Below are 23,565 nucleotides of genomic sequence, written 5' to 3' on the forward strand. Positions count from 1 at the left end.
TCAACCGCGACCCAGAAAGAATTCGAGCAGGTGCAGGTGGTCTTCGAACAGTTTCGGGCCCATGCCCAGCACTTCGCTGACCGGAATCCAGCGCGCCTTGTCGGCATCGTCGCCGCCACGCACCTCGGGCAGTTCGCCGAAGGTGAATTCGAAGTGGAAGGCGTGGGTGATGGTGCGCCCGCGCAGGCTGCGCTCGGGATGGTCGAACACGTGGCGGTTCTTCAGCGAGCCCTTCAGCACCGGCACCGGGATCTTCAGCCGGGTTTCCTCGCGCAGTTCGCGCAGGCAGGCATCGAAGATGCTCTCGTGCTGGCCGACGAAGCCGCCAGGCAGCGCCCACAGACCCTTGCCCGGCGCGGCGCGGCGCCGCACCAGCAGCACATGGCCCGAATGCACCACCACCGCGTCGGCGGTGACGAAGGTCGGCGGATACGGCGCCTCCTTCCAGGCCGCGCGGTACTGCTCGATGAACTGGTACTCGGCCAGCAGTTCCGCATACGACGGCGAGTTCTTGCGGAACGCTTCGAGCATGTCGAACACCGGAGCCGGCACGTTGCCGCGCAGCATCAGCAGCGCGCCGTGGAAATCGATGCTGCCGGCCTCGAACAGGTAGCGGCGCAGTTCGGTCGCCGACAGCGTCTCGGTGTGCTGCACGTCGACGAGCGGCCACTGCGGGAACTCGCGCAGGTAATAGCTGCTGGCGTCCTTGTCCATGCCGACCAGGCCGATGCGCGCCTCGGCGCCGCCGCCGTCGGCACGCACCGCCTCGGCCACCGCCGACTGCACGGCGGCGATCCATTGGCTCTCGTTGTACAGGTGGTCGCGCAGCGGGCGCAGGATCAGGCGCTCGCCGGCGCCCTCGAGCGCGGCCTGGATCATGACGCTGCGTTCGGCCACCGTCCACGGATTGCGGATGGTGCGCGGGGTCTCGGCCGAGCCGATCAGGAAGATGAGTTTCTGCGCTCGCGCCAGGGCGTGGCGGGCAACGGCGGCGTGGCCGTTGTGGAAGGGCTCGAAGCGCCCGATGAACACCAGGTAGTCGTATTCCATGAGCATCCCTCACGGTGATTGGGGTCGCCGCGGGTCTGTCCCTTGGCGTGCGACAAATGCTACGCCGATGGGCGTCGCCGTCAAGTGCCGCGCGCGAGGCGCCGCTGTCGCCAGGCGTAGACACCCTGCGCTGCAGCGCGCGTTGCGCGCGCGATCGCGCTAGCCTCGCGCACGCCCCGGCCAGCGCCGCAGGCATCGCTTACCGGCACGCCATCATCGCGAGGAACCCATGAACGGATCGAGCAAGAGCATGTGCGCATGGCTGGCGCTGTTGCTGCTGGCCTGCCTGTGTGCGCCGGCAGCGGCGCAGAGTTTCGCCAAGGGCGCGGACGTGAGCTGGATCGACCAGCAGGAGAGCAGCGGCCGCGTGTTCCGTAACGCCGCGGGCGCGAACACCGATTTCTTCGCGTTGCTGAAGGGCAGCGGCGTCAACGCGGTGCGCCTGCGCGTCTGGGTCAATCCCAAGGACGGCTGGTGCGACGGCGCCGACGTGCTGAACATGGCCAATCGGGCAAAGGCGCAGGGCATGCAGATCATGATCGACTTCCACTACAGCGACAGCTGGGCCGATCCCGGACAGCAGACCAAACCGGCGGCGTGGAGCGGCGATGCGTTCTCCAAACTGCTCAGCGACGTCTACGCGCATACCAGCGGCATCCTGTCGTATCTCAAATCCAACGGCATCAACGTCAGTTGGGTGCAGGTTGGCAACGAGATCAACAGCGGCATGCTGTGGCCGGACGGGAAGACGCCCAACTTCGGCAATCTCGCGCAGCTGATCAACAGCGGCTACAACGCCAGCAAGTCGGTGTATCCCAACGCCAAGGTGGTCGTGCATCTGGCCAACGGCTACGACAACGCGACCTTCCGCTGGTTCTTCGACGGGCTCAAGTCCGCCGGCGGCAAGTGGGACGTGGTCGGCATGTCGCACTATCCCTCGAGCAGCGGCTGGCAAAGCGCGAACACGCAGATCGCCAGCAACATGCGCGACATGGTGGCGCGCTACGGCGCGGACGTGATCGTCAGCGAAGTGGGCATGGACTGGCAGCAGGACGCGGCGACCCGCGCGATGCTGGCCGATCTGGTCGCCAAGACCCGCGCGGTCGGTGCACATGGACTGGGCGTGTTCTATTGGGAGCCGGATGCGTATCCGGGCTGGCAGGGCTATACGAAGGGCGCGGTGAACAACAACGGGCAGCTCACCCAGGCGCTGTCGGCGTTCCAATAACGCACGCGGCGCCTGTCGCGCCGCTGCATGCCGGGCGGGTTTCGCCGCCTGGGCGTGCGCCAATGTGAGCGTCGTGGCGCCGCGTGCGCGACGCAGTCCGCGACTGGATGGCGGTCACATCGGCATGCCACCATTGGCGCGATCCCACCGCCAGACCTGTCGCCATGTCCAAATTCTCGTTGTCACCGCGTTCGCTTGGGTTGCTGCTGTTGCTCGCGCTGGGCGCAGTGCTCGCCCCAGCGCAGGCGCGCGCGCCATCGCACGCCGCGCCAGCTACGCTCAAGGTAATGAGCTTCAACGTGCGCGTGCCGGTCGATACCGACGGCGACAAGCGCTGGGAGATCCGCCGCAGCGCGATGGCCGCGCTGATCCGTGAGCAGCGTCCCGACGTGTTCGGCACCCAGGAGCTGGTCAAGCTGCAGGCCGATTACCTGGCCGCGCAACTGCCCGACTACCGCTGGTTCGGGCGCAGCCGCGACGGCAGCGAGGACGGCGAGCGCATGGGCGTGTTCTACGACAGCCGCCGCCTGAAGCTGGTGGAATCGGGCGACTTCTGGCTATCGGACACCCCGACGGTGGTCGGCAGCATCAGCTGGGGCCACCCGCTGCCGCGGATGGTGAACTGGGGGCTGTTCGAACGCATCGCCGACGGACGCCGCTTCTACCTGTTCGACACCCACCTGCCGTACCGCGACGAAGACGAGGCGGCGCGCGCCAAGGGCGCCGCGCTGATCCTCGCGCGCGTGCAGGCCTTGCCGGCCGACGTGCCGGTGGTGATCACCGGCGACTTCAACACCGCGCCGGATTCGCCCACCTACCGTACGCTGGTGCCTGCGCTGGCCGACGCGCGCAAGCAGGTGCCGCACGCGCAGGGACCGGAGGCGACCTTCCACGATTTCACCGGCCATCCCGACCGGCGCATCGACTGGATCCTGTCGCGCGGATTGCGCGCCACCCACTTCGCCACGCTCGACGCGCGGCCGCAGGGACATTGGCCGTCGGACCACTTCCCGGTGGAAGCCGAGTTCGCCTGGCCGCAGTGAAGTCGATCGCTTGCGCACGGGATGTCATCCCGCGCCGGTAGTCGCGGCAGCGTCGGCGTGCGCGCACAGCCAGTCCAGCACCTGACGCACCGCCGGCGCCGGTGCGGGCCGCCACACGATCGACAACTGCCGCGCTGCCCACGGCTCCTGCAACGGCACCGCGACCAGTTGTTCGCGCACGCTGACCCGGGCCAGCGCGGCCTGCGGCAGGATCGCCACGCCGGCGCCGCGCGCCAGCATCCGGCACAGCGGCTCGATGCCGTGCACGTGGGCGCGGATGCGCAGCAGGCCGCCGGCGCGCGCGGCCTGCGTGCGCAGGTGCCGCTGCAGCGCGCTGTCGTCGGCCAGGCCGAGGAATTCCGCCTGCCATAGCTGCGCCAGGCGCAGCTGCGGCGCGCGCGCCAGCGGATGCGTAGCCGCTGCCACCAGCACCAGCCGGTCCTGGCGGAATGCCTGCGCGTGCAGACCGGACAGGTCGGCGTGGTCGGCGATCACCACCAGGTCGGCACGCTCCTCGCGCACCGCATCGGCCGCAGCAGTGCTGCCCTGTTCGCGCAAGGCCAGGTCGATGCGCGGATGCGCGACCAGGAACTCGGCCAGCAGTTCGGGCAGCCATTCGTACAGCGCCGCGGTATTGGCCAGCAGCCGCACCGTGGCCTGGTTGGCGCCGGTGTGCTCGCCCAGTTCGGCGCGCATCGCCTCGGCCTGGCGCAGCAGCTGCCGTGCGTGCCGCAACAGCGCGGCGCCGGCCGCGGTCAGGCTCACGCCGCGGCGGCCGCGCGCGAACAGCGCCGCACCGGCCTGCAGTTCCAGCGCGCGGATGCGCGCGCTGGCCGCGGCCAACGACAACGCCGCGCGGTCGGCACCGGCGGTGATGCTGCCGGCCTCGGCCACCGCCACGAACAGCCGCAAGTCGATGAAATCCAGGTGCATCGCCGTTCCAGCCTTCGTCGTTGCCGAAGTCTGCCTGAAGCAATCGCGCATTGTCCGACGCCGCGGCACCGCCGATGCTGCAGACATGCAATCGCTCATCCCGCATCTGCTGCCGATCGCCGCGGTGTTCTGCCTGGCCGGCTTCGTCAAGGGCGTGGCCGGGACCGGCCTGCCAACGGTCGCCATGGGCTTGCTGGGACTGTGGCTGGCGCCGCCCGAAGCGGCCGCGCTGCTGGTGCTGCCGTCGCTGCTGACCAATCTGCAGCAGGCCTGGGGCAAGGGCGCGGCGCCGCTGCTGCGGCGGCTGTGGCCGCTGCTGCTCACGATCGCGATCGGCACCTGGCTCAGCGCCGGCATCCTGATCGGCGCCGATCCGGCGCTGGCGCGCGGCGGACTCGGCGCCTTGCTGGCGCTGTACGCGCTGCTCGGCCTGAGCCGCTGGCAGGGCCGGCTGCCACCGCGGCACGAGCCCTGGGCAGGCCCGGCGGCCGGGTTGGCGACCGGCCTGCTGACCGGCGCCACCGGCGTGTTCGTGCTGCCGTCGTTGCCCTATCTGGTCGCGCTGGGCCTGCCGCGGGAGACGCTGATGCGCGCGTTGGGCTACTGCTTCTTCACCGCCACGCTGGCGCTGGCCATTGCCCTGACCTGGCACGGCGCGTTCGCGCGCGGCGCGCTCGGCCCTTCGTTGCTGGCTCTGCTGCCGACCGCGATCGGCATGTGGCTGGGCGCGCACCTGCGCCAGCGCATTTCCGCCGAGGCGTTCCGGCGGGTGTTCTTCCTGACCTTGCTGGCGTTGGGTGTGCATCAGCTGTGGCAGGCGCTGAGCTAGCGCAGCTTTCGATCCAGTTGATGCGCACCTGTAGGAGCCGCTTCAGCCGCGACCGGGCGTTACCGGTAAGACACGGTCGCGGCTGAAGCCGCTCCTACAGAGAGCCTGTCAGGCTGGTGCCCGAGGCGAACCCTGCAGTGCGATCGTCGGTACCGTGACTGGCTGCTCTGCCACAGCGTTCGGCACCAGCCGCGCAGAACGCAAGCGATGGCGCGCGGCCACGCAGACCCCTAACGAAAAACGCGCCATCGCTGGGCGATGGCGCGTTCGTGTTCGCGCGGCGATGAAGTGCGGGCTCAGTCGGCCCAGCGCCCCGGGCCGGTGGACTGCGGTAGTACCTGCACCGACAGCGGGTGGTCCTTTTCCAGCAGGTTCAGCGCGTCTGCCAGGATCGAGGCCGACTCGCGCAGCAGCGGATCCGGGCGCTTGTCGACCAGCTTCTCGCGCGCGGCGTCCTTGATGATGTCGCGTTCGTTGCCGGTCAGGCCGTCGTCGCTGCTGTCGTCGGCGAGCGGATCCAGCGGCAGCCCGAGCTGCTTGCGCATCTCCTGGCGCTGCTTGCGCTGCACGTCCTGCTTCTCGCGCTCGGCGCGGCGCTCGGCCTCGTTGAGCACCACGTACTTCTTCGCCGCCTCGGTGCGGAACTGCTGCACGTCCTCTTCCCACCACTGGAATTCCTTGTCGCTGGCGATGCGGCTGGCATGCAGCGTCTCCAGCTTCGGCAGCAGCGGCGCGAAGTTGCCGTACTGGGTGTGCGGCACCGCGGCGATGCGGGTCCACGGCAAGGCGTTGGGGTAGGTGCTCTCGCCGAACTCGGTGGCATCGACGCTGGCCGGGAACGCGATGTCCGGCACCACGCCCTTGTGCTGGGTACTGCTGCCGCTGACCCGGAAGAACTGGGCGATGGTCAGCTTGACCTGGCCGAAGCGGTCGGTCTCGTTGGCCGGCCAGCGGTCCAGGTCGACGATGTTCTGCACCGTGCCCTTGCCGAAGCTGGTCTCGCCGATGATCAGGCCGCGTCCGTAATCCTGGATGGCGCCGGCGAAGATCTCCGAGGCCGAGGCCGAACCGCGGTTGATCAGCACCGCCAGCGGGCCGTCCCAGGCCACGGCCGGGTTGTCGTCGCTGTTGACGGTGACCCGGCCGCCGGATTCGCGCACCTGCACCACCGGGCCCTGCTCGATGAACAGGCCGGTCAGTTCGATCGCCTCGTCCAGCGAGCCGCCGCCGTTGTTGCGCAGGTCAAGCACCACGCCATTGACCTTGTCGGTCTTGAAGCCGGCCAGCAGCTTGGCCACATCGCGGGTCGCCGAGGCGTAGTCGCTGGCGTTGCGGCGGCGGCCTTCGAAGTCCTGGTAGAACGCCGGCAGCTTGATCACGCCGACGCGCCGCGCCGGTTCGCCGTCCTTCGCCGGCAGGGTGATGGTCTCGCCCTTGGCGGCCTGTTCGGCCAGGCGCACCTTCTGCCGGGTCAGCAGCAACTGGCGGTGCTTGCCGTCCACGCCAGCCTCGGCCGGAATGTACTCAAGACGTACCTGGGTGTCCTTGTCGCCGCGGATCTTGGCCACCACGTCGTCGATGCGCCAGCCGATCACGTCCTCGACCTGGCCGGACTTGCCCTGGCCGACGCCGACGATCCGGTCGCCCGGCTTCAGCGTGCCGTCCACCGCGGCCGGGCCGCCGGGGATGACCTCGCGGATCACCACCATGTCGTCCTGCTTCTGCAACTGCGCGCCGATGCCTTCCAGCGACAGCGACATCTGCTGGTTGAAGTTCTCGGCGGTGCGCGGGGTGAAGTAGTCGGTGTGCGGATCGACGGTGTTGGTGTAGGCGTTCATGAAGAACTGGAACACGTCCTCGCTCTTCAGCTCCTTCACCGAATCTGCGAGGTTGGCGTAGCGCTTGTCCAGGGTCTTGCGGATGTCCTCGGGCTTCTTGCCGGCGAGCTTGAGCCGCAGCCAGTCGTTCATCACCGACTTGCGCCACAGCTCGTCCAGCTCCTGGTTATCCTTGGGCCACGGCACGTCCTTGCGGTCGTACTCGAACTTCTCGCTGCCGTTGAAATCGAAGTCCTGCTTGAGCAGCTTGCGCGCGTAGCCGATGCGCTCGTCCACGCGCTGCCGGTACACGGCGAACACCTGGAACGCCGGCTCCAGCTGGCCGGCGGCGATATTGCTGCCGAGATTGGCCTGGAACGCGGCGAACTTGTCCACGTCGGCCTGGGTGAAGAACTGCTTGCTGCCGTCCAGCGTCTCCAGGTACTTCTTGAAGACTTCCTTCGAGGTCGCCTCGTCGAGCGCGCGCGGCCGGTAGGCGTAGCGGCTGTCGGAGAGCAGCCCGTACACCAGCTTGGCGGTGGTGGACTGGTCGGCGGTCGAGGCCGCCGGCAGCGCGGGCGCGTCGGTGCGGGCGAACAGCGCCAGCGGCGTGGTCAGCGCGAACGCCAGCAGGAAGACGGAAGCTTTGAATTTCATCTACGTACTCTCGGCACGAGGCCGTCAGGGGGGCTGCAGATCGCGTGAGACAACACGACAGTGCCGCAAGTTGCAGGCCGTGTCACCTGTTCCTGAACCAGACTAGCCGGGGCCCGGTAGCGAAGTGTGAATGGCGCCGGTGCAGGCGCTGCGGGCGGGCGTCGCGGCCGGCACGGCGGGCGTCCTGGACGCTCGCCAGGACGCGGCGGCGGCGCCACAACCGCTGCCGCAGGGTGAACTCAGGCGGCGACGCCGGCGCCGGCAGCCTGCCGATCGGCGTGGTAGGACGAGCGCACCATCGGCCCGGAGGCGACGTGGCTGAAGCCCAGCGCATTGCCGTACTCCTCCAGCGCCTTGTACTCGTCCGGCGTCCAGTAGCGCATCACTGGGTGGTGGTGCGCGGTCGGCTGCAGGTACTGGCCGATGGTGACCATGTCCACGTCGTGCGCGCGCAGGTCGCGCAGCGTGGCCTGCACCTGCTCCATGGTCTCGCCCAGGCCGAGCATGATCCCGGACTTGGTGGCGATCGACGGGTGCTGCGCCTTGAACTTCTGCAGCAGGGTCAGCGACCACTGGTAGTCGGCGCCGGGACGCACGTTCGGGTACAGGTCCGGCACGGTCTCGATGTTGTGGTTGAACACGTCCGGCGGATTGGTCGCCAGGATCTCCAGCGCGCGGTCCATGCGGCCCTTGCCGCGGAAGTCCGGGGTCAGGATCTCGATGCGGGTGGCCGGCGCGGCGGCGCGGATCGCGCCGATGCAGTCGGCGAAGTGCTGGGCGCCGCCGTCGCGCAGGTCGTCGCGGTCGACGCTGGTCACCACCACGTAGCGCAGGCCCATGTCGGCCACGGTCTGCGCCAGGCTGGCCGGTTCGCTCGCGTCCGGCGGCTTGGGCCGGCCATGGGCGACGTCGCAGAACGAACAGCGGCGGGTGCAGACTTCGCCCAGGATCATGAAGGTGGCGGTGCCGTGGCTGAAGCACTCGTGGATGTTCGGGCAGCTGGCTTCCTCGCAGACCGTGACCAGGCGGTTCTCGCGCAGCTTGGCCTTGAGCGTCTGCACCGCGTTGCCGGACGGGATCCGTACCCGGATCCACGACGGCTTGCGCAGCACCGGCGCGTCGGCGAACTGCACCGGCGAGCGGTTGATCTTGTCGCCGCCCAGTTGCTTGACGCCGGCCTGCAGCGGCGCGGGCGCGGCCGCGCTGTCGCCGGAAAGGACCTGCAGAGGGATGGTGCGTGCGCTGGGCTGGGTCATGGCGTCGTCGGCGGGCAGGCGGTCAGGCCGCGTGCGTGAGCGTGAGGTCGGGCAAGGCGTCGAGCGGCTGCAGGGTCAGCCCGAACTGGCGCGCCAGTTGGGCCAGCAGCACCGGTTTGACGGCCTGCATGCCGGAGGGACCGCCCAAGTCTAGCACCGAGGTCACCTGCAGGCCCTGATAGCCGCAGGGATTGATGCGGTGGAACGGCTCCAGATCCATCGCCACGTTGAACGACAGGCCGTGGAAAGTGCAGCCGCGGCGCACGCGGATGCCGAGCGCGGCGACCTTGGCCGCGCCGACGTAGACGCCGGGCGCGCCGTCGCGGCGCTGGCCAAGGATGTTCCATTCGTCCAGCGTGTCGATGAGGGCCTGCTCGATCCGGCACACGTAGTCGCGCACGCCGATCTTCAGCCGGCGCAGGTCCAGCAGCGGGTACACCACCAACTGGCCGGGGCCGTGGTAGGTGACCTGGCCGCCGCGGTCCACGTGCAGCACCGGGATCTCGCCGGGCGCCAGCACGTGCTCGGGCTTGCCGGCCTGGCCGAGGGTGAACACCGGTTCGTGCTCGACCACCCACAGCTCGTCGGCGCTGGTTTCCTCGCGCGCATCGGTGAAGCGCTGCATCGCCCGCCACACCGGCTCGTAGGGCTGGCGGCCGAGATCGCGGACCCGGCACGGCGGCAGTGCCTGCGTCGGCTCCGGCGGCAGTACCGCGGCGACGGCTACAGCGTCCACTTCACTTCCGGATGCTCGCGCAGCGCCAGATGCGCGGCGTCGTACTGGGCGCGGTCGGCGGCGCGGAAGGCGATCCGCACCGACACGTACTTGCCGTTGGACGAATGCTTCCAGCTGATGCGCTCTTCCAGCACGTCCACGCCCGCCTGGGCGAGCAGGCGCGGCAGTTCGGTCTCCAACCCGGTGTTGGCGGTGCCCATCGCGCTGAGCTCGAAGACGCCGGGGAACTGGAAGCCGTGATCGGGGTTGTCCGAGGTGATATCCATGGCTGCATTATCGGGCCGGCGCCGGGCAAACCCAAGGCCGCGCCGCGCCGGCAGGCCGCTTGTACGGACGCTGGCGGCAGCCGCGCCGCGTCAGCATGTGGGCGCGGTTGGCAAGCGATGCCAATAGGACGAAGCGATACGGCTACGCGGCTTTCGCGCGAACGCCGGCGCGGCCTATGCTCGACCCGGCATCTTCATGAATGCAGGCTTCACGGGACGCGCGCATCCGGCCCGCTAGCGTCGGTGTCCCCATTCCCCTCCTTCCTCCAGGGACGTCGCCCATGCCGTCATCGCGCCTGCCTCTCGCCCTCGCCGTCGTGCTCGCCATCGCTTCGCTGCCCGCTGCCGCCGCCACCGACCGGTGCGCCGGCAGCGCACTGGAAGACACCCCGCCGACGGTGAACTTTCGCGTCGACAACGACCTGTTCGGCGGTGCCGGCCAGGACCAGGGCTATACCAACGGCTTCGGCATGACCCTGGTGTCGCCGAACCTGGTCGACTTCACCGACGACCCCTGCCTGCCGCGGCTGGCGCGGGCGGTCAACCGCTACCTGGAGCGCCTGCACCCGGGCGAGTTCGAGCAGCAGAACATGGTCTTCAGTTTCGGCCAGGCCATCTTCACCCCGACCGACAAGACCCGCCGCGACCTGATCAGGGACGACCGCCCCTACGCCGCCGTGCTGGCGGTGAACTTCGGCTACAACGCGCGCAATGGCGACCGCCTGCGCACCACCCAGTTGTTGCTGGGCATGGTCGGCCCGTCGGCGCAGGGCAAGCAGGTGCAGGACGCAGTGCACGACGCGCTCGGCGACGAGAAATTCCTCGGCTGGGACAACCAGTTGCACGACGAACCGGTGTTCCGCCTGGTGCACGAACGCATGCGCCGCTGGCCCGGCGACGCGACGGTCAACGCCGACGGCTGGGGCTGGGACGCGATCAGCCACTGGGGCGGCGCGCTCGGCACCTTGCAGACCCACGCCAACGCCGGCGGCGAAGTGCGCTTCGGCTGGAAACTGCCAGACGATTTCGGCAGCTCGCCGTTGCGCCCGGCCGGCGAGAACACCGCTCCGCCCCGCTACGGCATGGGCCGCGGCTGGTCCGCCCATCTGTTCCTGACCAGCGACGCGAGCTGGGTGCTGCGCGACATCACCCTGGACGGCAACACCTTCCGCGACAGCCACAGCGTGAAGAAGCGCCCCTTCGTCGGCGAGGCCGGTTTCGGCCTGGCGGTGATGCGCGGCAAGTGGAAGTTCGCGCTGGCGCGCTACTGGAGCACCCGCGAATTCGACCTGCAGAAACAGACGCCGGTGTTCGGCAGCTTCACGATCAGTCGGCGGCTGTGAAGAGCCGGGATTCGGGATTCGGGATTGGAAACCGCTCCCGGCTTCGGCGAATCCCCAATCCCCCAATCCCGAATCCCAAAAAAAAGCCGGCGTAAGCCGGCTTTTTTTCAACTCACTCGGCTTCCCACCACATCCAGAAGCTGTCCCACAGGCGCTTGAAGAAGCCGGCCTCGTCGACCGCTTTCAGCGCCACCAGCGGCGCTTGCGCGATCACCTTGCCGTCCAGCGAGACCTTCACCGTGCCGATCGCCTGGCCCTGCTTGATCGGCGCTTCCAGGGTCTTGGGCACGTCGATCGACGGCTTCAGTTCGTTGTAGCGGCCGCGCGGCACGCCGACCAGCAGCGGCTGCGCCACGCCCAGCAGCACTTCCTTCTCGGTGCCCTTCCACACGCGCTGCTGCGCGACCTGCTTGCCCGGCTCGTACAGGCGGTGGGTCTCGAAGAAACGGAAGCCCCAGTTCAGCAGCGCCAGGCTGTCCTCGGCGCGCTGCTTCTCGGAGCTGTCGCCCATCACCACTGCGACCAGGCGCTGGTCGCCGCGCTGCGCCGAACTGAGCAGGCAGTAGCCGGCCTCGGAGGTGTGCCCGGTCTTGATGCCGTCCACGCTGGGGTCGCGCCACAGCAGCAGGTTGCGGTTCTGCTGGGTGATGTCGCCGACCTTGAACTCCTTGATCTTGTTGTAGGCGTAGGTCTCCGGATAGTCGCGCACCATCGCCCGGCCCAGCAGCGCCAGATCGTAGGCGGTGGTGTAGTGGCCTTCGGCGGACAGGCCGTGGGCGTTGACGAAGTGCGAGCCGGTCATGCCGAGCTTGGCCGCGTAGTTGTTCATCAGCGACGCGAAGGCTTCCTCGCTGCCGGCGGCGTGTTCGGCCAGCGCGATCGCCGCGTCGTTGCCGGACTGGATCGCCATGCCCTTTTCCATGTCCTCCAGGCGCGCGGTCTGGTTGACCGGGAAGCCGCTGTAGCTGCCATCGGTGCCGGCGCCGCCCTCGCGCCAGGCGCGCTCGCTGAGCATGACCTGGTCATCGCGCTTGATCTTGCCCAGCTTCAGTTCGGCGGCGATCACGTAGGAGGTCATCACCTTGGTGATGCTGGCCGGAGCCACCCGCGCGTGCTCGTTCTCGCCGGCCAGCACCTGGCCGGTGGCGTAGTCCATCAACACCCAGGACTTGGACACGGCCGGCTTGGGCGCCGGCGGAATCGCCACGGCGGCGGGCGCGGTGGCAGCGGCGGCAGGCGATGCCGGCACCGGGCCGGGGGTCTGCGCGGAAACCAGGCCGACGGCGAAGGTGGCCACGGCGGCGACGGCAAAGCGGAATTTCATCTAAAACGACTCCTGGCGGGCCCGAGGGCCGATGGTAAACGAGGCATTGTAGGGCTAGCCGGCGCCCGCCCAGGCGCCACGGCGGCGCAGGCGGGAGGCGGCGTTAAGCCATCGGCGCGGGAGCGGCACGCGAACCTGGCGATGGCTGGCGCGTAGCGGCGCCAGCGACAGGCGTGCGGGTTCGCCGCGCGCTTCAGTCCTTGACGATCTGCGGACGCCCGAAGCCGAGGCCGGCGATGCGGCTGGCCAGCTCGGTGGCGCGGCCATGGTCCTCGGCGGCGACCCGCAGCCGCCACAAGGTGCGCCCGCCGGACACGATGTCGCTGACGCTGGCGCCGACGATGCCGGCCGAGGCCAGCTGCGACAGCGCGCGGTTGGCGTTCTCGCGGCTGGCGAAGCTGGCCACCTGCAGCAGGATGCCGAGCGGGCCGCGCGCCGCGGCGTTGTCGACGGCCGCGCGGGTCGCCGACACGGCAGGCGCCGGTGCCGCGGCCGCGACGGTGGTCGCGGTGGGCGCCGGCGCGGCGGCAGCGGTGGCGCGTCGCGGCGGTGCCTGCGTGGCGGCCACGGTCGCATCGACCTTGGCCGGCTTGCCGGTCGCCACGCGCACGCCGCGCGATTTCATCCAGTCATCGAAATGGTCGGCATTGGCCGCGGTGTCGGCATCGGCCAGCACCCGGTAGCGCCAGCGCTCGCCTTCCGGCAAAGCGGCGGCCGCCGCGCTCGCGCTGGCGGCGCTGGGCGCGGCAGTGCTGGACACGGTGGTGTTGCGCGCCGGTACGCTGGCCGCAGCGACGACGGTGGCCGGCTTGGCCGGCAAGGCCTTGACCAGGTTGTCCATGTCGGTGGCGCGGCGCGCCGCAGCGGTCTGCGCGGCACTGCCCGCTGCGGTCGCGCTGGCCAGCGCGGTGCCGGTCGCGACCTGCTTGCCGGTCCGCCGCGAGGCGAGCAGGTTGCCGTTGTCGGCCGGGGTCAGCCCGCGCACTTCGACCCGGCCGGTGCCCTTGCCGGTGATGCCGAGCTTGACCGCCGCCGCGTAACTCAGGTCGATGACCCGGTCGTCGTGGAACGGGCCGCGGTCGTTGACCCGCACCACCACCGATTCGCCGTTGTCCAGGTTGGTGACCAGGGCGAAGCTGGGCAACGGCAGGGTCTTGTGCGCGGCGGTGAACGCGTACATGTCGTAGACCTCGCGATTGGAGGTCAGCCGGCCATGGAACTTGCTGCCGTAGTACGAGGCGGTGCCGCGTTCGACGTAGCTGTGCGGGTCGTCGATGATCTTGTATTCGCGGCCCAGCACCATGTACGGCGAGCGGTTGCCGACCGCCGAGCGCGGCTCGTTGGTGACCAGCGGCTCGGGGATGCAGGCCACGTTGGGCACGTAGTCCGGGGTGCTGTCGCTGACCCCCGGCGCGTACAGGCCGCCGGCGGTGTAGTTGCCGCGCGTGGACGGATCTTCCTTGGCCGGTGCGTAGGGCGAGGTGGACGGGCAGCCGGTGGCGACATGCGCCGGGCCGCGGCCTTCCACCCTGACCCCGGGCGCGGCGGCGCCGCCGCCGGCGGTCTTCTTCGGGGCGCTGCTGCAGGCGGCCAGCGCCAGCAGGGCGACGACGGGAACGATCCGGAGCAGCGCGTTCGGGTTCATGCCGGGGGTAACTCCTTGCCGGCGATGGCCTGGGACAGTTGGTACACGGCCATCGCGTACATCTTGGAAATGTTGTAACGGGTGATCGCGTAGTAGTTCTGGAAGCCGAGCCAGTACTGCTTGCCGGCGCTGCCGTCGAGCGTGATCGGGGTGGCGGTGGCGCCGGCCGGGACCGGGGCGGCCGGCTGGTAGCCGCGCGCGGCCAGGTCGGCGAGCGTGTAGCTCGGGGTCCAGTCGGTCGGATTGAGTTCCTCGGCGCCGGGACGCAGCGTGGCCGGCACTGCGACCACGCCGTCGCGCACCCAGCCGCCCTTCTTGACGAAGTAGTTGGCGATCGAGGAGAACATGTCGTCGTAATCGGTGAACAGGTTGCGCTTGCCGTCGCCATCGCCGTCCACCGCGAACTGGCGGTAGCTGGACGGCATGAACTGGCCCAGGCCCATCGCGCCGGCGTAGCTGCCGATCAGGGTGGCGATGTCCAGGTTCTCTTCGCGGCCGAGCGCGAACAGCTGGCCGAGTTCGTCGCGGAAGAACAGCTCGCGGCGCACTTCGCGCTCGAGCTTGGCCGGGTCGCCGCTGCGCGGATAGCGGAACGCCAGCGTGTACAGCGCGTCGAGCACGCGGTAGCTGCCGGCGTTCTTGCCGTAGCTGGTCTCCACGCCGATGATCGCGACGATGATCTCCGGCGGCACGCCAGTGCGCACCTGCACCCGCATCAGTTCTTCGCGATGCGTGGACAGGAACGCGCGGCCGCCGTCGATGCGCGCCTGGCTAATGAACATCGGCCGGTATTCGTTCCACGGCTTGACCCGCTCGGCCGGGCGCGACATCGCCGCCACGATCGCATCCTTGAACTGCGCCTGCGCCAGCGTCGCCTCGATCTGCGCCGGATCCAGGCCGTACTTGGCGGCGGTGTCGCGGACGAAGTTGGCGCGCGCGATCTCGAACGGCACCGGGGTCAGGTCGACCGGCGGCGCGGGCACCGCCTCGGGCGCCGTGCCGGCCGGCAGCGGCGGGCGCGGCACGGTCTGCGGCAGCGCGTTGGCCTGCGGCGGCGGCGGCGGAGCCTTGGGCTGGGTCGCGCATGCGACCAGGCCAAGCGTGATCAGGCAAATCAGCGAGCGTCGAATCATGGCGGCAGGTTAACAGAGTCCAGATGAATTTCCACCAATAACGCCATGAAACAAAAGAACTTTGCCGCGAGTCAAGTGCGCCTGGCGTATTCATGCTGGGGAGCGCGGCGATACCCTGTGGGTCACGGCATCGGCCTCGGCGCCATCGCCGGCCGTGCGGCGCAAACGCAAGGGCCGCCGGTGGTTGCCCACCGACGGCCCGGGTGCTGCACGGCGGCGACGCTCAGAACGGCGCGTCGATCTCCACCGCGTCGATCAGCTTGTGGTTAACGAACTCCTTGATGCCCAGCCCGATCAGTTCGCGGCCATAGCCGGAGCGGCGCACGCCGCCGAACGGCAGGTCGGCGGCCAAGCCACCGGGGCATCGGACATCGCTATTGCAGCGCCCCGGGCGGGGTGCGCAGCGGAGCGGGTTGCACCGTGCCTGCGCGAGGATGCCCGGCATCCAGTGCCGCGACAGGTTGGCGTGCGTCCTCCGCGAGCTGCTGCCAGCGCGCGTCCACGATCGTCGCCAATCCGGCCGGGTGCTGGTCGAAATGGTGGCCGCCGTGCAGCGCGACGATCTTCGCACCGCTGTCGCGCAGCTGCGGGCACACCGTGTCCTTCTCCTGGTCGCCGTACACGCACAGCAGCTGCGACGGCGCGATGCGCGCGATTTCCGGCAACACCGGCTTGGCGTCGTTGGCATCGCCCAGGTCGAACCAGTTGCGCACACGGATCTGGAAATCGGCCTTGCGGTCCACGCCGAACAAGGCCAGCAGGCCGACCTGCGCGCGCTGCGCCGGCGGCAGCCGGTTGTACATGAACGGCATCGCGGTGGCGCCGAAGGAATAGCCCACCAGCAGGATGCGCTGTGGGTGCCAGCGCTGCTGGTAGTGGGCGATGACCCGCGCCAGGTCGGCGCTGGCCTGCGCCGGCGGCTTGTCGCGCCAGAAGTAGCGCAGGCTGTCCCAGCCGACCACTGCGATGCCGCGCTGCTGCAGGGCCTCGGCCATGCCCTTATCGATATCGCGCCAGCCGCCGTCGCCGGACAGCACGATCGCCAGCGGCGCGCCGGGCACGCGCACCGGCAGTTCGGTCAACGGCAGGTCGTCGAGCGCGCCGCCGCTGCCCGGCGCGTGCAGGTGCGCGGCCACGCGCGCGGCCAGCGCCGTCTCCGGCGCCGCGCCCAGCGGTGCCGCCGCGAGATCGACGAAGCCTTGCGCGCTGCTGGCTTGCGCAGTGCCGGCGCAGACCTCGGTCGGCGCCGGCGCGATGCCGATCGCGCCGCCCAGGGTCGCCGCCGGCGCGGCGCCGACGATGCGCTCGGCCAGGGTCGCGCTGGTGCCGGTGCCGGCCAGCATCGGCAGGAAGTAGCGGTCGCCGTGCAGGTCGCGCTGCAGGTGCCGGCTCAGCTGCTCGGCATCGTGCCAGGCATGCCCGCAGCCGCTGCCGCCGCGCTGCAGGCGCATCAGATAGCGATCGCCATCGACCGTCGCGACCACCGCGCCGGTCGCGGCGATGCGCGCTGCCGCCGCCTGGCGCTGCGCGCGGTTGCCGCTGGCGAACAGGATCACCACGCCCCGCGGCGGGCCGGCCGGCTGGGTCAGCGCGACCCGGCCGTAGCCGTGGCTGTGCATGGCGCCCTTGGGAAAGTAGTAGCGGATCAGCGCATAGCCGCTCAGGCCCAGCACGACGCTCAGCAGCAACAGGAATCTCAGGAATTTCATCGACACACATCCATGTCGGCACAGCCGAGCGGACAGGAACCACGGGAAAGACGCGAGGAGGACAGGCGCGGACGGACGCAGAAGAACGACACGGGCCAGGCCCGGATCGACGATGCGCTGCGTTGGCTCCCCTCGATGGACGCGGGCCGGCTGGGCGGCGTCGACGCCGCGCATGGCTCACCCGGAACAGATCCTGCGCTCGTGGCGGGCCGGCTCCAGCGGCGCCGCGACGTGGCATCGACGCGAATTGTGCGCAGCGCCGACACACGCCGCAATCGTTTGCCACATCACCGCATGCTTGCGGTTAAGCCTGCGCGCGCCGCTTGCCGCGGCGGCTCAGTAGCCGTGCACCGGGCGGTGCGCCTTGACCGCCATCACCAGGCCCAGCCCGGCCAGCAGCGACACCGCGGAGGTGCCGCCGTAGCTCATCAGCGGCATCGGCACGCCGACCACCGGCAGCAGCCCGGAGATCATGCCGCCGTTGACTAGCACGTAGACGAAGAACGCCAGGCCGGTGGCGCCGGCGAGCAGGCGCGAGAACGTGTCGCGCGCCTGCGCGGCGATCCACAGGCAGCGCGCGATCACCACCAGGTACAGGGTCAGCACCGTGGCCACGCCGATCCAGCCGAATTCCTCGCTGAGCACCGAGAACGCGAAGTCGGTGGTCTGCTCGGGAATGAAGTTCAGGTGCGACTGCGAACCCAGGCCCCAGCCCTTGCCGTGCAGGCCGCCGGAGCCGATCGCGATCTTGGACTGGATGATGTTCCAGCCGGCGCCGAGCGCATCGTTCTCCGGATTGAGGAACATCATGATCCGGTCCTTCTGGTACGGCCGCAGCAGCCATAGCCAGGCCACCGGCGCGGCCGCGGCGACGCCGCCCACCGCGATGCCCACCCACCACCACGGCAGCCCGGCCAGCAGCAGCACGAAGCCGCCGCTGGCGGCGATCAGCACGCCGGTGCCGAAGTCCGGCTGCAGCATGATCAGCGCGGTCGGCAGGCCGATGATCACCGCGCTGACCAGCACCGTGGGCACGCGCGGCGGCAGCGGCACGCGGTGCAGGTACCAGGCCACCATCATCGGCATGCTGATCTTCAGCAGCTCGGCCGGCTGCAGGTAGAACACCTTCAGGTCCAGCCACTGCCGGCCGTACTTGCCGGTGCCCAGCGCGAACACCGCCAGCAGCGGCAGCATCGACAGCGCGTAGATCAGCGGGGTCCACGCGCGCAGGCGCAGCGCCGAGACCCGCGACAGGCCCCACATCGCCGCCGCGCCGATCGCGAAGCGGATGGCCTGGGCCAGCATCAGATGGTTGCCGCCAGCCTGGCCGCCGGCGCTCTTGAGCACCGCCAGGCCGATCACCATCAGCGCGCCCAGGGCCAGGCACATCGGCCAGTCCAGGGTGCGGGCGAAACGACCGCCGAGATCGGCCAGCCAGCGCAGGAAATCCTTCATCGTTCGTCCGGGATCTCGTCGGGGATCGGCGGCGGCGCGGCCGGCAGCGGCACGGCGGCGGCTTCCACTTCGACCGGGCCGACCAGCACCGGGCGCTCGCCGGCGGCCAGCGCCACCGCGTCGGCGGCGCCGCGCGAACCCGGATCCTCGGCGTAGTACAGCTGGCTGCCGAACGCGGTGGCGCCGCGCAGGCTGTCCAGCGGCTCGATGCCGGCGGGCAGGCGGCCGAGCAGCCAGGCGTCGAAGATCTTGCGCGCGATCGGCGCGGCGGTGCTGGCGCCGTAGCCGCCGCCTTCCACCGCCACCGCCAGCGCGATGGTCGGCTGCTCGGCCGGGGCGAAGCCCTCGAACAGCGAGCGATGGCGCAAATGCATCGGCAGGCTGCGCGGATCCACCGCGGCCAGGCCCTTGCGGCTGACCACCTGCGCGGTGCCGGTCTTGCCGGCCATCTGGTACGGCGCGCTGACCGCGATCGCATGCCCGCTGCCGCCCGGGCGCATGGTGTCCATCATGCCCTCGCGCACCGCCTGCAGATTGCCGGGATTGTCGCTGATCGGCTTGCCCTGGCCGAGCGCCACCGGCGCCCATGGCTGGTCGAAGGCGCCGCGCTGGGCCATTACCAGGTGCGGGGTGCGCAGTTGGCCATCGGCGATGCCGGCCACCGCGCGCACCAGTTGCAGCGGGGTCACCTTCCAGTCGCCCTGGCCGATGGCGATGTTGACCGTGTCGCCGGGATACCACGCTTCCTTGCGGCTTTTGGCCTTGTAGGCCGGCGACGGCACGATGCCGCCGATCTCGCCCATCAGGTCGATGCCGGTGGGCGCGCCGAAGCCGTAGCGGTTCATGTACTGGTCGACCTTGGTGATGCCCATGTCGATGGCCAGCTTGTAGTAGTACGTATTGACCGACTGCGAGATCGACTTGCGCAGGTCGGTCCAGCCGTGCCCGCCGCGGTGCGAGTCGCCCCAGCCGCGGCTGACCCCGGGCAGGTAGAACATGCCGGTGGACAGGATCTTGTCCTCCGGCCGGCGCGTGCCGCTGTCCAGCCCGGCCAGGCCCATGAACGGCTTGATGGTCGAACCGGGCGCCACCCCGCCGAGCACCAGGCGGTTGAACTGCGGCCGCGACGGATCGCTATTGAGCGCCTGGAAGTCGGCATGCGAGATGCCGTTGACGAACAGGTTGGGGTCATAGGACGGCAGGCTGACCATCGCCAGGATCTCGCCGGTGCGCGGATCGATCGCGATCGCCGCGCCCTGGTAGTCGCCGAACGCGGCGACCATCGCGCGCTGCAGGTCGGCGTCGATGGACAGGCGCAGGTCGGCGCCGGATTGCGCCGGCACCCGGCCAACGGTGCGGATCGCGCGGCCCTGCACGTTGGTCTCGACCTGCTCGTAGCCGACCTTGCCGCGCAGCTCCTCTTCGTAATAGCGCTCCAGCCCGGACTTGCCGATGTGGGTCAGCGCGGCATTGCCCTCGCCGAGCATCTCCAGGTCTTTCTCGTCGATGCGGCCGACATAGCCGATGATGTGCGCGAACAGATCGCCGTAGGGATAGTGGCGGGTCAGGTACGGTTCCAGCTCCACGCCGGGGAAGCGCCAGCGGTCCACCGCGAAACGCGCGCGCTCCTCCTCGCTGACCCGCAGTTTCAGGGTCACCGGGCGGAAACTGCGGCTGGCCTTGCGCGCGGCCTGGAAGCGCTCGATGTCCTCCGCCGACAGCGCGATGACCTTGCCCAGCTCGGCCAGCAGCGCGTCCATGTCCTCGACCTTGTCCGGGGTCACGTCGAGCCGAAACGCGGGCACGTTCTCGGCCAGCAGGCGGCCGTTGCGGTCGTAGATCATGCCGCGCCCCGGCACCACCGGCCGCGGCTTGATCCGGTTGGCGTCCGAGCGCGTGGCGTAGATGTCGTGGTCCAGCACCTGCAGCTTGAAATACCAGGCGCCCAGGCCGACCAGCGCCACCAGCACGCCGAAGAAGCCCAGCGCCGCGCGGCGCCGGAACTGCTCGGCCTCGGCGTGCGGGTTCTTCTGCGTGCGGCGGGTATTCAGGGCCACGCTACTTCTTGCTCCGCCGACCCAGCCGCAGCGCGTCCAGCAGCACGAACAGCGGCGGCCACAGCGCCATGCCCAGCAGCGGCGCCCACCAGTAGTTCCACGGCAGCGTCGGCTCGCCCACCGCCAGGTGCACGGCCGCGGCGACGATGCGGTCGTTGAGCAGCAAGCCGCCGATCGCCAGCGCCTGCTGCGACATCGGGAAGAAGCGGATGCGCGCGCGGAAGCGCTGCAGGATGAAACTGAAGATCACCAGCCGCAGCGCCTGCTCGCCGAGCACCCCGCCGTACAGCAGGTCGGCGACCACACCGATGGCGAAGGCGAAACCCAGCCCGACCGTGTCCGGCGTCTCGATCACCCAGTACGCCACCACCAGCGCCAGCCAGTACGGGCGCAGCGGCTGCAGCACCAGCGGCAACGGCAACAAGCCCAGCACCAGCGCCAGGATCACGCTGACCGGCAGCACCCAGCCTTTGCTGCGGGGGCGGCTCATTGCGTCTCCTGTGGAGACGCCGGGATTCGGGATTCGGGATTGGGGATTGGGGAGGGCTCTGGCTGTTTGGGGGCGACGGGCGAGGCGGAGGCAGCGGGAGCGGGCGCAGGGCGCGCGGGCGGCTGCGTGGCGGTCGATCGCGGAGAGGCGAGGATTGGAGATTGGGGATTGGGGATTGGGGGGGACGCAGGCTGTCCGGGCGTGGTGGAAGCCGCGGGTGCCACACGACCATTGCCACCGCCGCTGGCGCCGCTTCTATCCAATCCCGAATTCCCAATCCCCAATCCCGTTGCTGCGACCGAAGGGCGCAGCAACAACACGTCCCGCCCCCGGTCCAGCTTCGCTGCGGGCTTCAGGTTGCCGACCAGGAAGGCGTGGGTGTCGTCCGGGCGCAGCGTCGCCACCGTGCCGACCGGGAAGCCGGCCGGGAAGCGCCCGCCCAGGCCGGAGGTGACGATCTCGTCGCCGACCTCGACCCCGGCGCTGAGCGGCACGTCGCGCAGTTCCAGGGTGTCGCCGCGGCCGTAGACGATCAGGCGCACGCCGTTGCGCGCCACCGTCACCGGCACCGCGTGATCGGGGTCGGTCAGCAGCAGCACGGTGGAGTGCAGCGGGGTCACTTCGATCACCTGGCCCATCAGCCCGCCGGCGTCGATCACCGCCTGGCCGACGTGCACGCCGTCGCGGCCGCCGGCGTCGAGCACCAGGCGCTGCCGGGTCGGATCCAGATCGATGTCCAGGATCGGTGCCAGCTGCACGTCCAGGCCGCGGCGCTCGGCCACGCCCAGCAGCTCGCGCAGCTGCGCGTTGTCCAGCGCCGCGGTCTGCAGCCGGGTCAGCCGCGCCTTGGCGATCAGCAGCTCGTTGCGCAGCGTGCGGTTCTCCCTGACCAGCTGCGCATGGCTGGCGGCGTTTTCCTGCACCTGCGAGCCGAGCCGGCCCGGCAACCCGGCCAGCGCCCACAGCGGTTGCACCAGCAGGTTGGTCTGGCTGCGCAGCTGGGCCAGCCAGCCGGCCTGCGCGTCGAGCACGATCAGCACCACCGCCAGGGCCAGGTAGGCCAGCAGGCGCGGCGTGCTGGCGGCTTCGCCCGGGCGGGCAGTGACGGGAGGACCGGCGTAGGGAGGCACGGATCAGGGCCGGGAATGGGGAATTGGGAATGGGGAATCGGAAAACAACTGCACGCTCCCGGGTCGATCAGGCCGGGGCGAAGGCACGGTGTCGAACAGGGAGCCAGGAAGGCGAGCGGGCCTGACGGGCTCTTCTATTCCCGATTCCCCATTCCCCATTCCCGGCGTCGGCCATCACTCCGGCGCGAAAAACTCGTTGCCGTGCATGTCCACCAGCTCCAGCGCACGGCCGCCGCCGCGGGCCACGCAGGTCAGCGGGTCGTCGGCCACCTGCACGTGCAGGCCGGTCTCCTCGGAGATCAGCCGGTCCAGGTCGCGCAGCAGCGCGCCGCCGCCGGTGAGCACGATGCCGCGCTCGGCGACGTCGGCGCACAGTTCCGGCGGGGTCTGCTCCAGCGCCAGCTTGACCGCCGAGACGATGCCCGACAGCGGCTCGTGCAGCGCCTCGAGCACCTCGTTGGAGTTGATCTTGATCATCTTCGGCACGCCCTCGGCGAGGTTGCGGCCGGAGATTTCCATCTCCTGCACCTCTTCCTGCGGATAGGCGCAGCCGATCTGCAGCTTGATGCGCTCGGCGGTGGCCTCGCCGATCAGCATGCCGTGGTTGCGGCGCACGTAGTTGGTGATCGACTCGTCGAAGCGGTCGCCGCCGATGCGCACCGACTGCGAGTAGACGATGCCGTTCAGCGAGATCACCGCCACCTCGGTGGTGCCGCCGCCGATGTCGATGACCATCGAACCGCGCGCCTCGGTGACCGGCATGCCGGCGCCGATCGCCGCGGCCATCGGTTCCTCGATCAGGTACACGTCGCGCGCGCCGGCCTCTTCGGCCGATTCCTTGATCGCACGGCGCTCGACCTGGGTCGAGCCGGCCGGCACGCAGACCAGCACGCGCGGGCTCGGGCGCAGGAAGCGCGACTTGTGCACCTTCTTGATGAAGTGCTTCAGCATCGCCTCGGTGTAGGTGAAGTCGGCGATGACGCCGTCCTTCATCGGGCGGATGGTGGTGATGTGGCCCGGGGTACGGCCGAGCATCTGCTTGGCCTCGGCGCCGACCGCGGCCACCGACCGGGTGCCGCCGATCGCCCGGTCCTGGCGCACCGCAACCACCGACGGTTCGTTCAGCACGATGCCCTGGCCACGCACGTAGATGAGGGTGTTGGCCGTGCCCAGATCGATGGACAGGTCGTTGGAGAACATGCCGCGGAGTTTCTTGAACATCGGGGAATTGAGTCCTGGGGAGTCGCGTGCCGTCGCCGAATGGCGAAAAAATGGGCAGAAAACGAAGTCTGCTAGCGTAACAACCCACCTGGGTGCGGGCAAGGAAAATTCTCGCTAAAACCGCGCCTTGCACGCGCTCGCAGCGGCGCCGTGCATCGCGCTTCTGGCCCTGCCCGGCCGCAGCCGTTACCCTTTGCGCCGCGGCGACCCCGCACGCTGCCCGCCTGAATGCGGGCTCATCCC

The 23,565-nt window shown here is 69.9% G+C and carries 20 protein-coding genes; 4 read left to right on the forward strand and 16 right to left on the reverse strand.

Annotation, left to right across the window (positions count from 1 at the left end):
- A complete protein-coding gene (locus HEP75_RS17465; RefSeq protein WP_185822196.1) occupies positions 1-1,056 on the reverse strand; it encodes a bifunctional nicotinamide-nucleotide adenylyltransferase/Nudix hydroxylase in 1,056 nt (351 codons plus the stop codon).
- A 223-nt stretch (positions 1,057-1,279) separates the two neighbouring features.
- Here HEP75_RS17465 and HEP75_RS17470 point away from each other — a divergent pair, with 223 nt between their 5' ends.
- Both HEP75_RS17470 and HEP75_RS17475 read left to right on the forward strand, forming a co-directional pair.
- A complete protein-coding gene (locus HEP75_RS17470) occupies positions 1,280-2,278 on the forward strand; it encodes a glycosyl hydrolase 53 family protein (protein ID WP_185824351.1) in 999 nt (332 codons plus the stop codon).
- 164 nt (positions 2,279-2,442) lie between these two features.
- Entirely contained in the window at positions 2,443-3,321 is an 879-nt protein-coding gene (locus HEP75_RS17475; protein WP_185824352.1) for an endonuclease/exonuclease/phosphatase family protein, read from the forward strand.
- Positions 3,322-3,345: 24 nt separating this feature from the next.
- Here the strand turns inward: HEP75_RS17475 and HEP75_RS17480 are convergent, their stop codons facing one another.
- Complete coding sequence (locus HEP75_RS17480) at positions 3,346-4,254, reverse strand: LysR substrate-binding domain-containing protein (RefSeq protein WP_185824353.1); 909 nt, start codon at positions 4,252-4,254, stop codon at positions 3,346-3,348.
- Between the two features lie 85 nt (positions 4,255-4,339).
- Here HEP75_RS17480 and HEP75_RS17485 point away from each other — a divergent pair, with 85 nt between their 5' ends.
- Positions 4,340-5,083, forward strand: coding sequence for a sulfite exporter TauE/SafE family protein (locus tag HEP75_RS17485; protein WP_185824354.1), 744 nt, complete (start codon positions 4,340-4,342; stop codon positions 5,081-5,083).
- Positions 5,084-5,379: 296 nt separating this feature from the next.
- On the opposite strand, the gene HEP75_RS17490 is transcribed toward HEP75_RS17485, so the two are convergent.
- The 4 genes from HEP75_RS17490 to HEP75_RS17505 form a co-directional block, all read right to left on the reverse strand.
- Entirely contained in the window at positions 5,380-7,557 is a 2,178-nt protein-coding gene (locus HEP75_RS17490) for a carboxy terminal-processing peptidase (protein WP_185822191.1), read from the reverse strand.
- A gap of 239 nt (positions 7,558-7,796) precedes the next feature.
- A complete protein-coding gene (gene lipA, locus HEP75_RS17495; RefSeq protein WP_185824355.1) occupies positions 7,797-8,813 on the reverse strand; it encodes a lipoyl synthase in 1,017 nt (338 codons plus the stop codon).
- Positions 8,814-8,835: 22 nt separating this feature from the next.
- Entirely contained in the window at positions 8,836-9,438 is a 603-nt protein-coding gene (gene lipB, locus HEP75_RS17500; RefSeq protein WP_255424111.1) for a lipoyl(octanoyl) transferase LipB, read from the reverse strand.
- A gap of 98 nt (positions 9,439-9,536) precedes the next feature.
- Complete coding sequence (locus HEP75_RS17505) at positions 9,537-9,815, reverse strand: DUF493 family protein (protein WP_009606261.1); 279 nt, start codon at positions 9,813-9,815, stop codon at positions 9,537-9,539.
- A 281-nt stretch (positions 9,816-10,096) separates the two neighbouring features.
- Here HEP75_RS17505 and HEP75_RS17510 point away from each other — a divergent pair, with 281 nt between their 5' ends.
- Positions 10,097-11,158 carry a lipid A deacylase LpxR family protein gene (locus HEP75_RS17510; protein WP_185824356.1) on the forward strand — a complete coding sequence of 354 codons (1,062 nt, stop codon included), beginning with the start codon at positions 10,097-10,099 and terminating at the stop codon, positions 11,156-11,158.
- Positions 11,159-11,270: 112 nt separating this feature from the next.
- Here the strand turns inward: HEP75_RS17510 and HEP75_RS17515 are convergent, their stop codons facing one another.
- From HEP75_RS17515 to HEP75_RS17555, 10 genes are all read right to left on the reverse strand, one after another.
- Positions 11,271-12,482: a D-alanyl-D-alanine carboxypeptidase family protein gene (locus HEP75_RS17515; protein WP_185813868.1), complete on the reverse strand. Its 1,212-nt coding sequence runs from the start codon at positions 12,480-12,482 to the stop codon at positions 11,271-11,273.
- Between the two features lie 193 nt (positions 12,483-12,675).
- The gene (locus HEP75_RS17520) at positions 12,676-14,127 is read right to left on the reverse strand and encodes a septal ring lytic transglycosylase RlpA family protein (protein ID WP_185824357.1); all 1,452 of its coding nucleotides are present in this window, start codon (positions 14,125-14,127) and stop codon (positions 12,676-12,678) included.
- Positions 14,124-15,260: a lytic murein transglycosylase B gene (gene mltB, locus HEP75_RS17525; protein WP_185824358.1), complete on the reverse strand. Its 1,137-nt coding sequence runs from the start codon at positions 15,258-15,260 to the stop codon at positions 14,124-14,126. The genes HEP75_RS17520 and mltB overlap by 4 nt, the downstream gene beginning before the upstream one ends.
- A 223-nt stretch (positions 15,261-15,483) precedes the next feature.
- Positions 15,484-15,612 carry a hypothetical protein gene (locus tag HEP75_RS22320; RefSeq protein ID WP_255423894.1) on the reverse strand — a complete coding sequence of 43 codons (129 nt, stop codon included), beginning with the start codon at positions 15,610-15,612 and terminating at the stop codon, positions 15,484-15,486.
- A gap of 22 nt (positions 15,613-15,634) precedes the next feature.
- A complete protein-coding gene (locus HEP75_RS17530; RefSeq protein ID WP_185824359.1) occupies positions 15,635-16,969 on the reverse strand; it encodes a virulence factor family protein in 1,335 nt (444 codons plus the stop codon).
- Positions 16,970-17,305: 336 nt separating this feature from the next.
- Positions 17,306-18,424 (reverse strand): rod shape-determining protein RodA, encoded by a 1,119-nt coding sequence (gene rodA / locus HEP75_RS17535; RefSeq protein WP_185824360.1) that lies wholly within the window; start codon positions 18,422-18,424, stop codon positions 17,306-17,308.
- Positions 18,421-20,475 (reverse strand): penicillin-binding protein 2, encoded by a 2,055-nt coding sequence (mrdA, locus tag HEP75_RS17540; protein ID WP_185826640.1) that lies wholly within the window; start codon positions 20,473-20,475, stop codon positions 18,421-18,423. Before mrdA ends, rodA begins: the two co-directional genes overlap by 4 nt.
- Before the next feature lie 7 nt (positions 20,476-20,482).
- Positions 20,483-20,971: a rod shape-determining protein MreD gene (gene mreD, locus HEP75_RS17545; protein ID WP_185824361.1), complete on the reverse strand. Its 489-nt coding sequence runs from the start codon at positions 20,969-20,971 to the stop codon at positions 20,483-20,485.
- Entirely contained in the window at positions 20,968-22,101 is a 1,134-nt protein-coding gene (gene mreC, locus HEP75_RS17550; protein ID WP_185824362.1) for a rod shape-determining protein MreC, read from the reverse strand. The genes mreD and mreC overlap by 4 nt, the downstream gene beginning before the upstream one ends.
- Positions 22,102-22,275: 174 nt before the next feature.
- The gene (locus HEP75_RS17555; RefSeq protein ID WP_003465837.1) at positions 22,276-23,322 is read right to left on the reverse strand and encodes a rod shape-determining protein; all 1,047 of its coding nucleotides are present in this window, start codon (positions 23,320-23,322) and stop codon (positions 22,276-22,278) included.
- Positions 23,323-23,565 lie beyond the last annotated feature (243 nt).

Source organism: Xanthomonas sp. SI, assembly GCF_014236855.1.
Taxonomy (GTDB): Bacteria; Pseudomonadota; Gammaproteobacteria; order Xanthomonadales; family Xanthomonadaceae; genus Xanthomonas_A.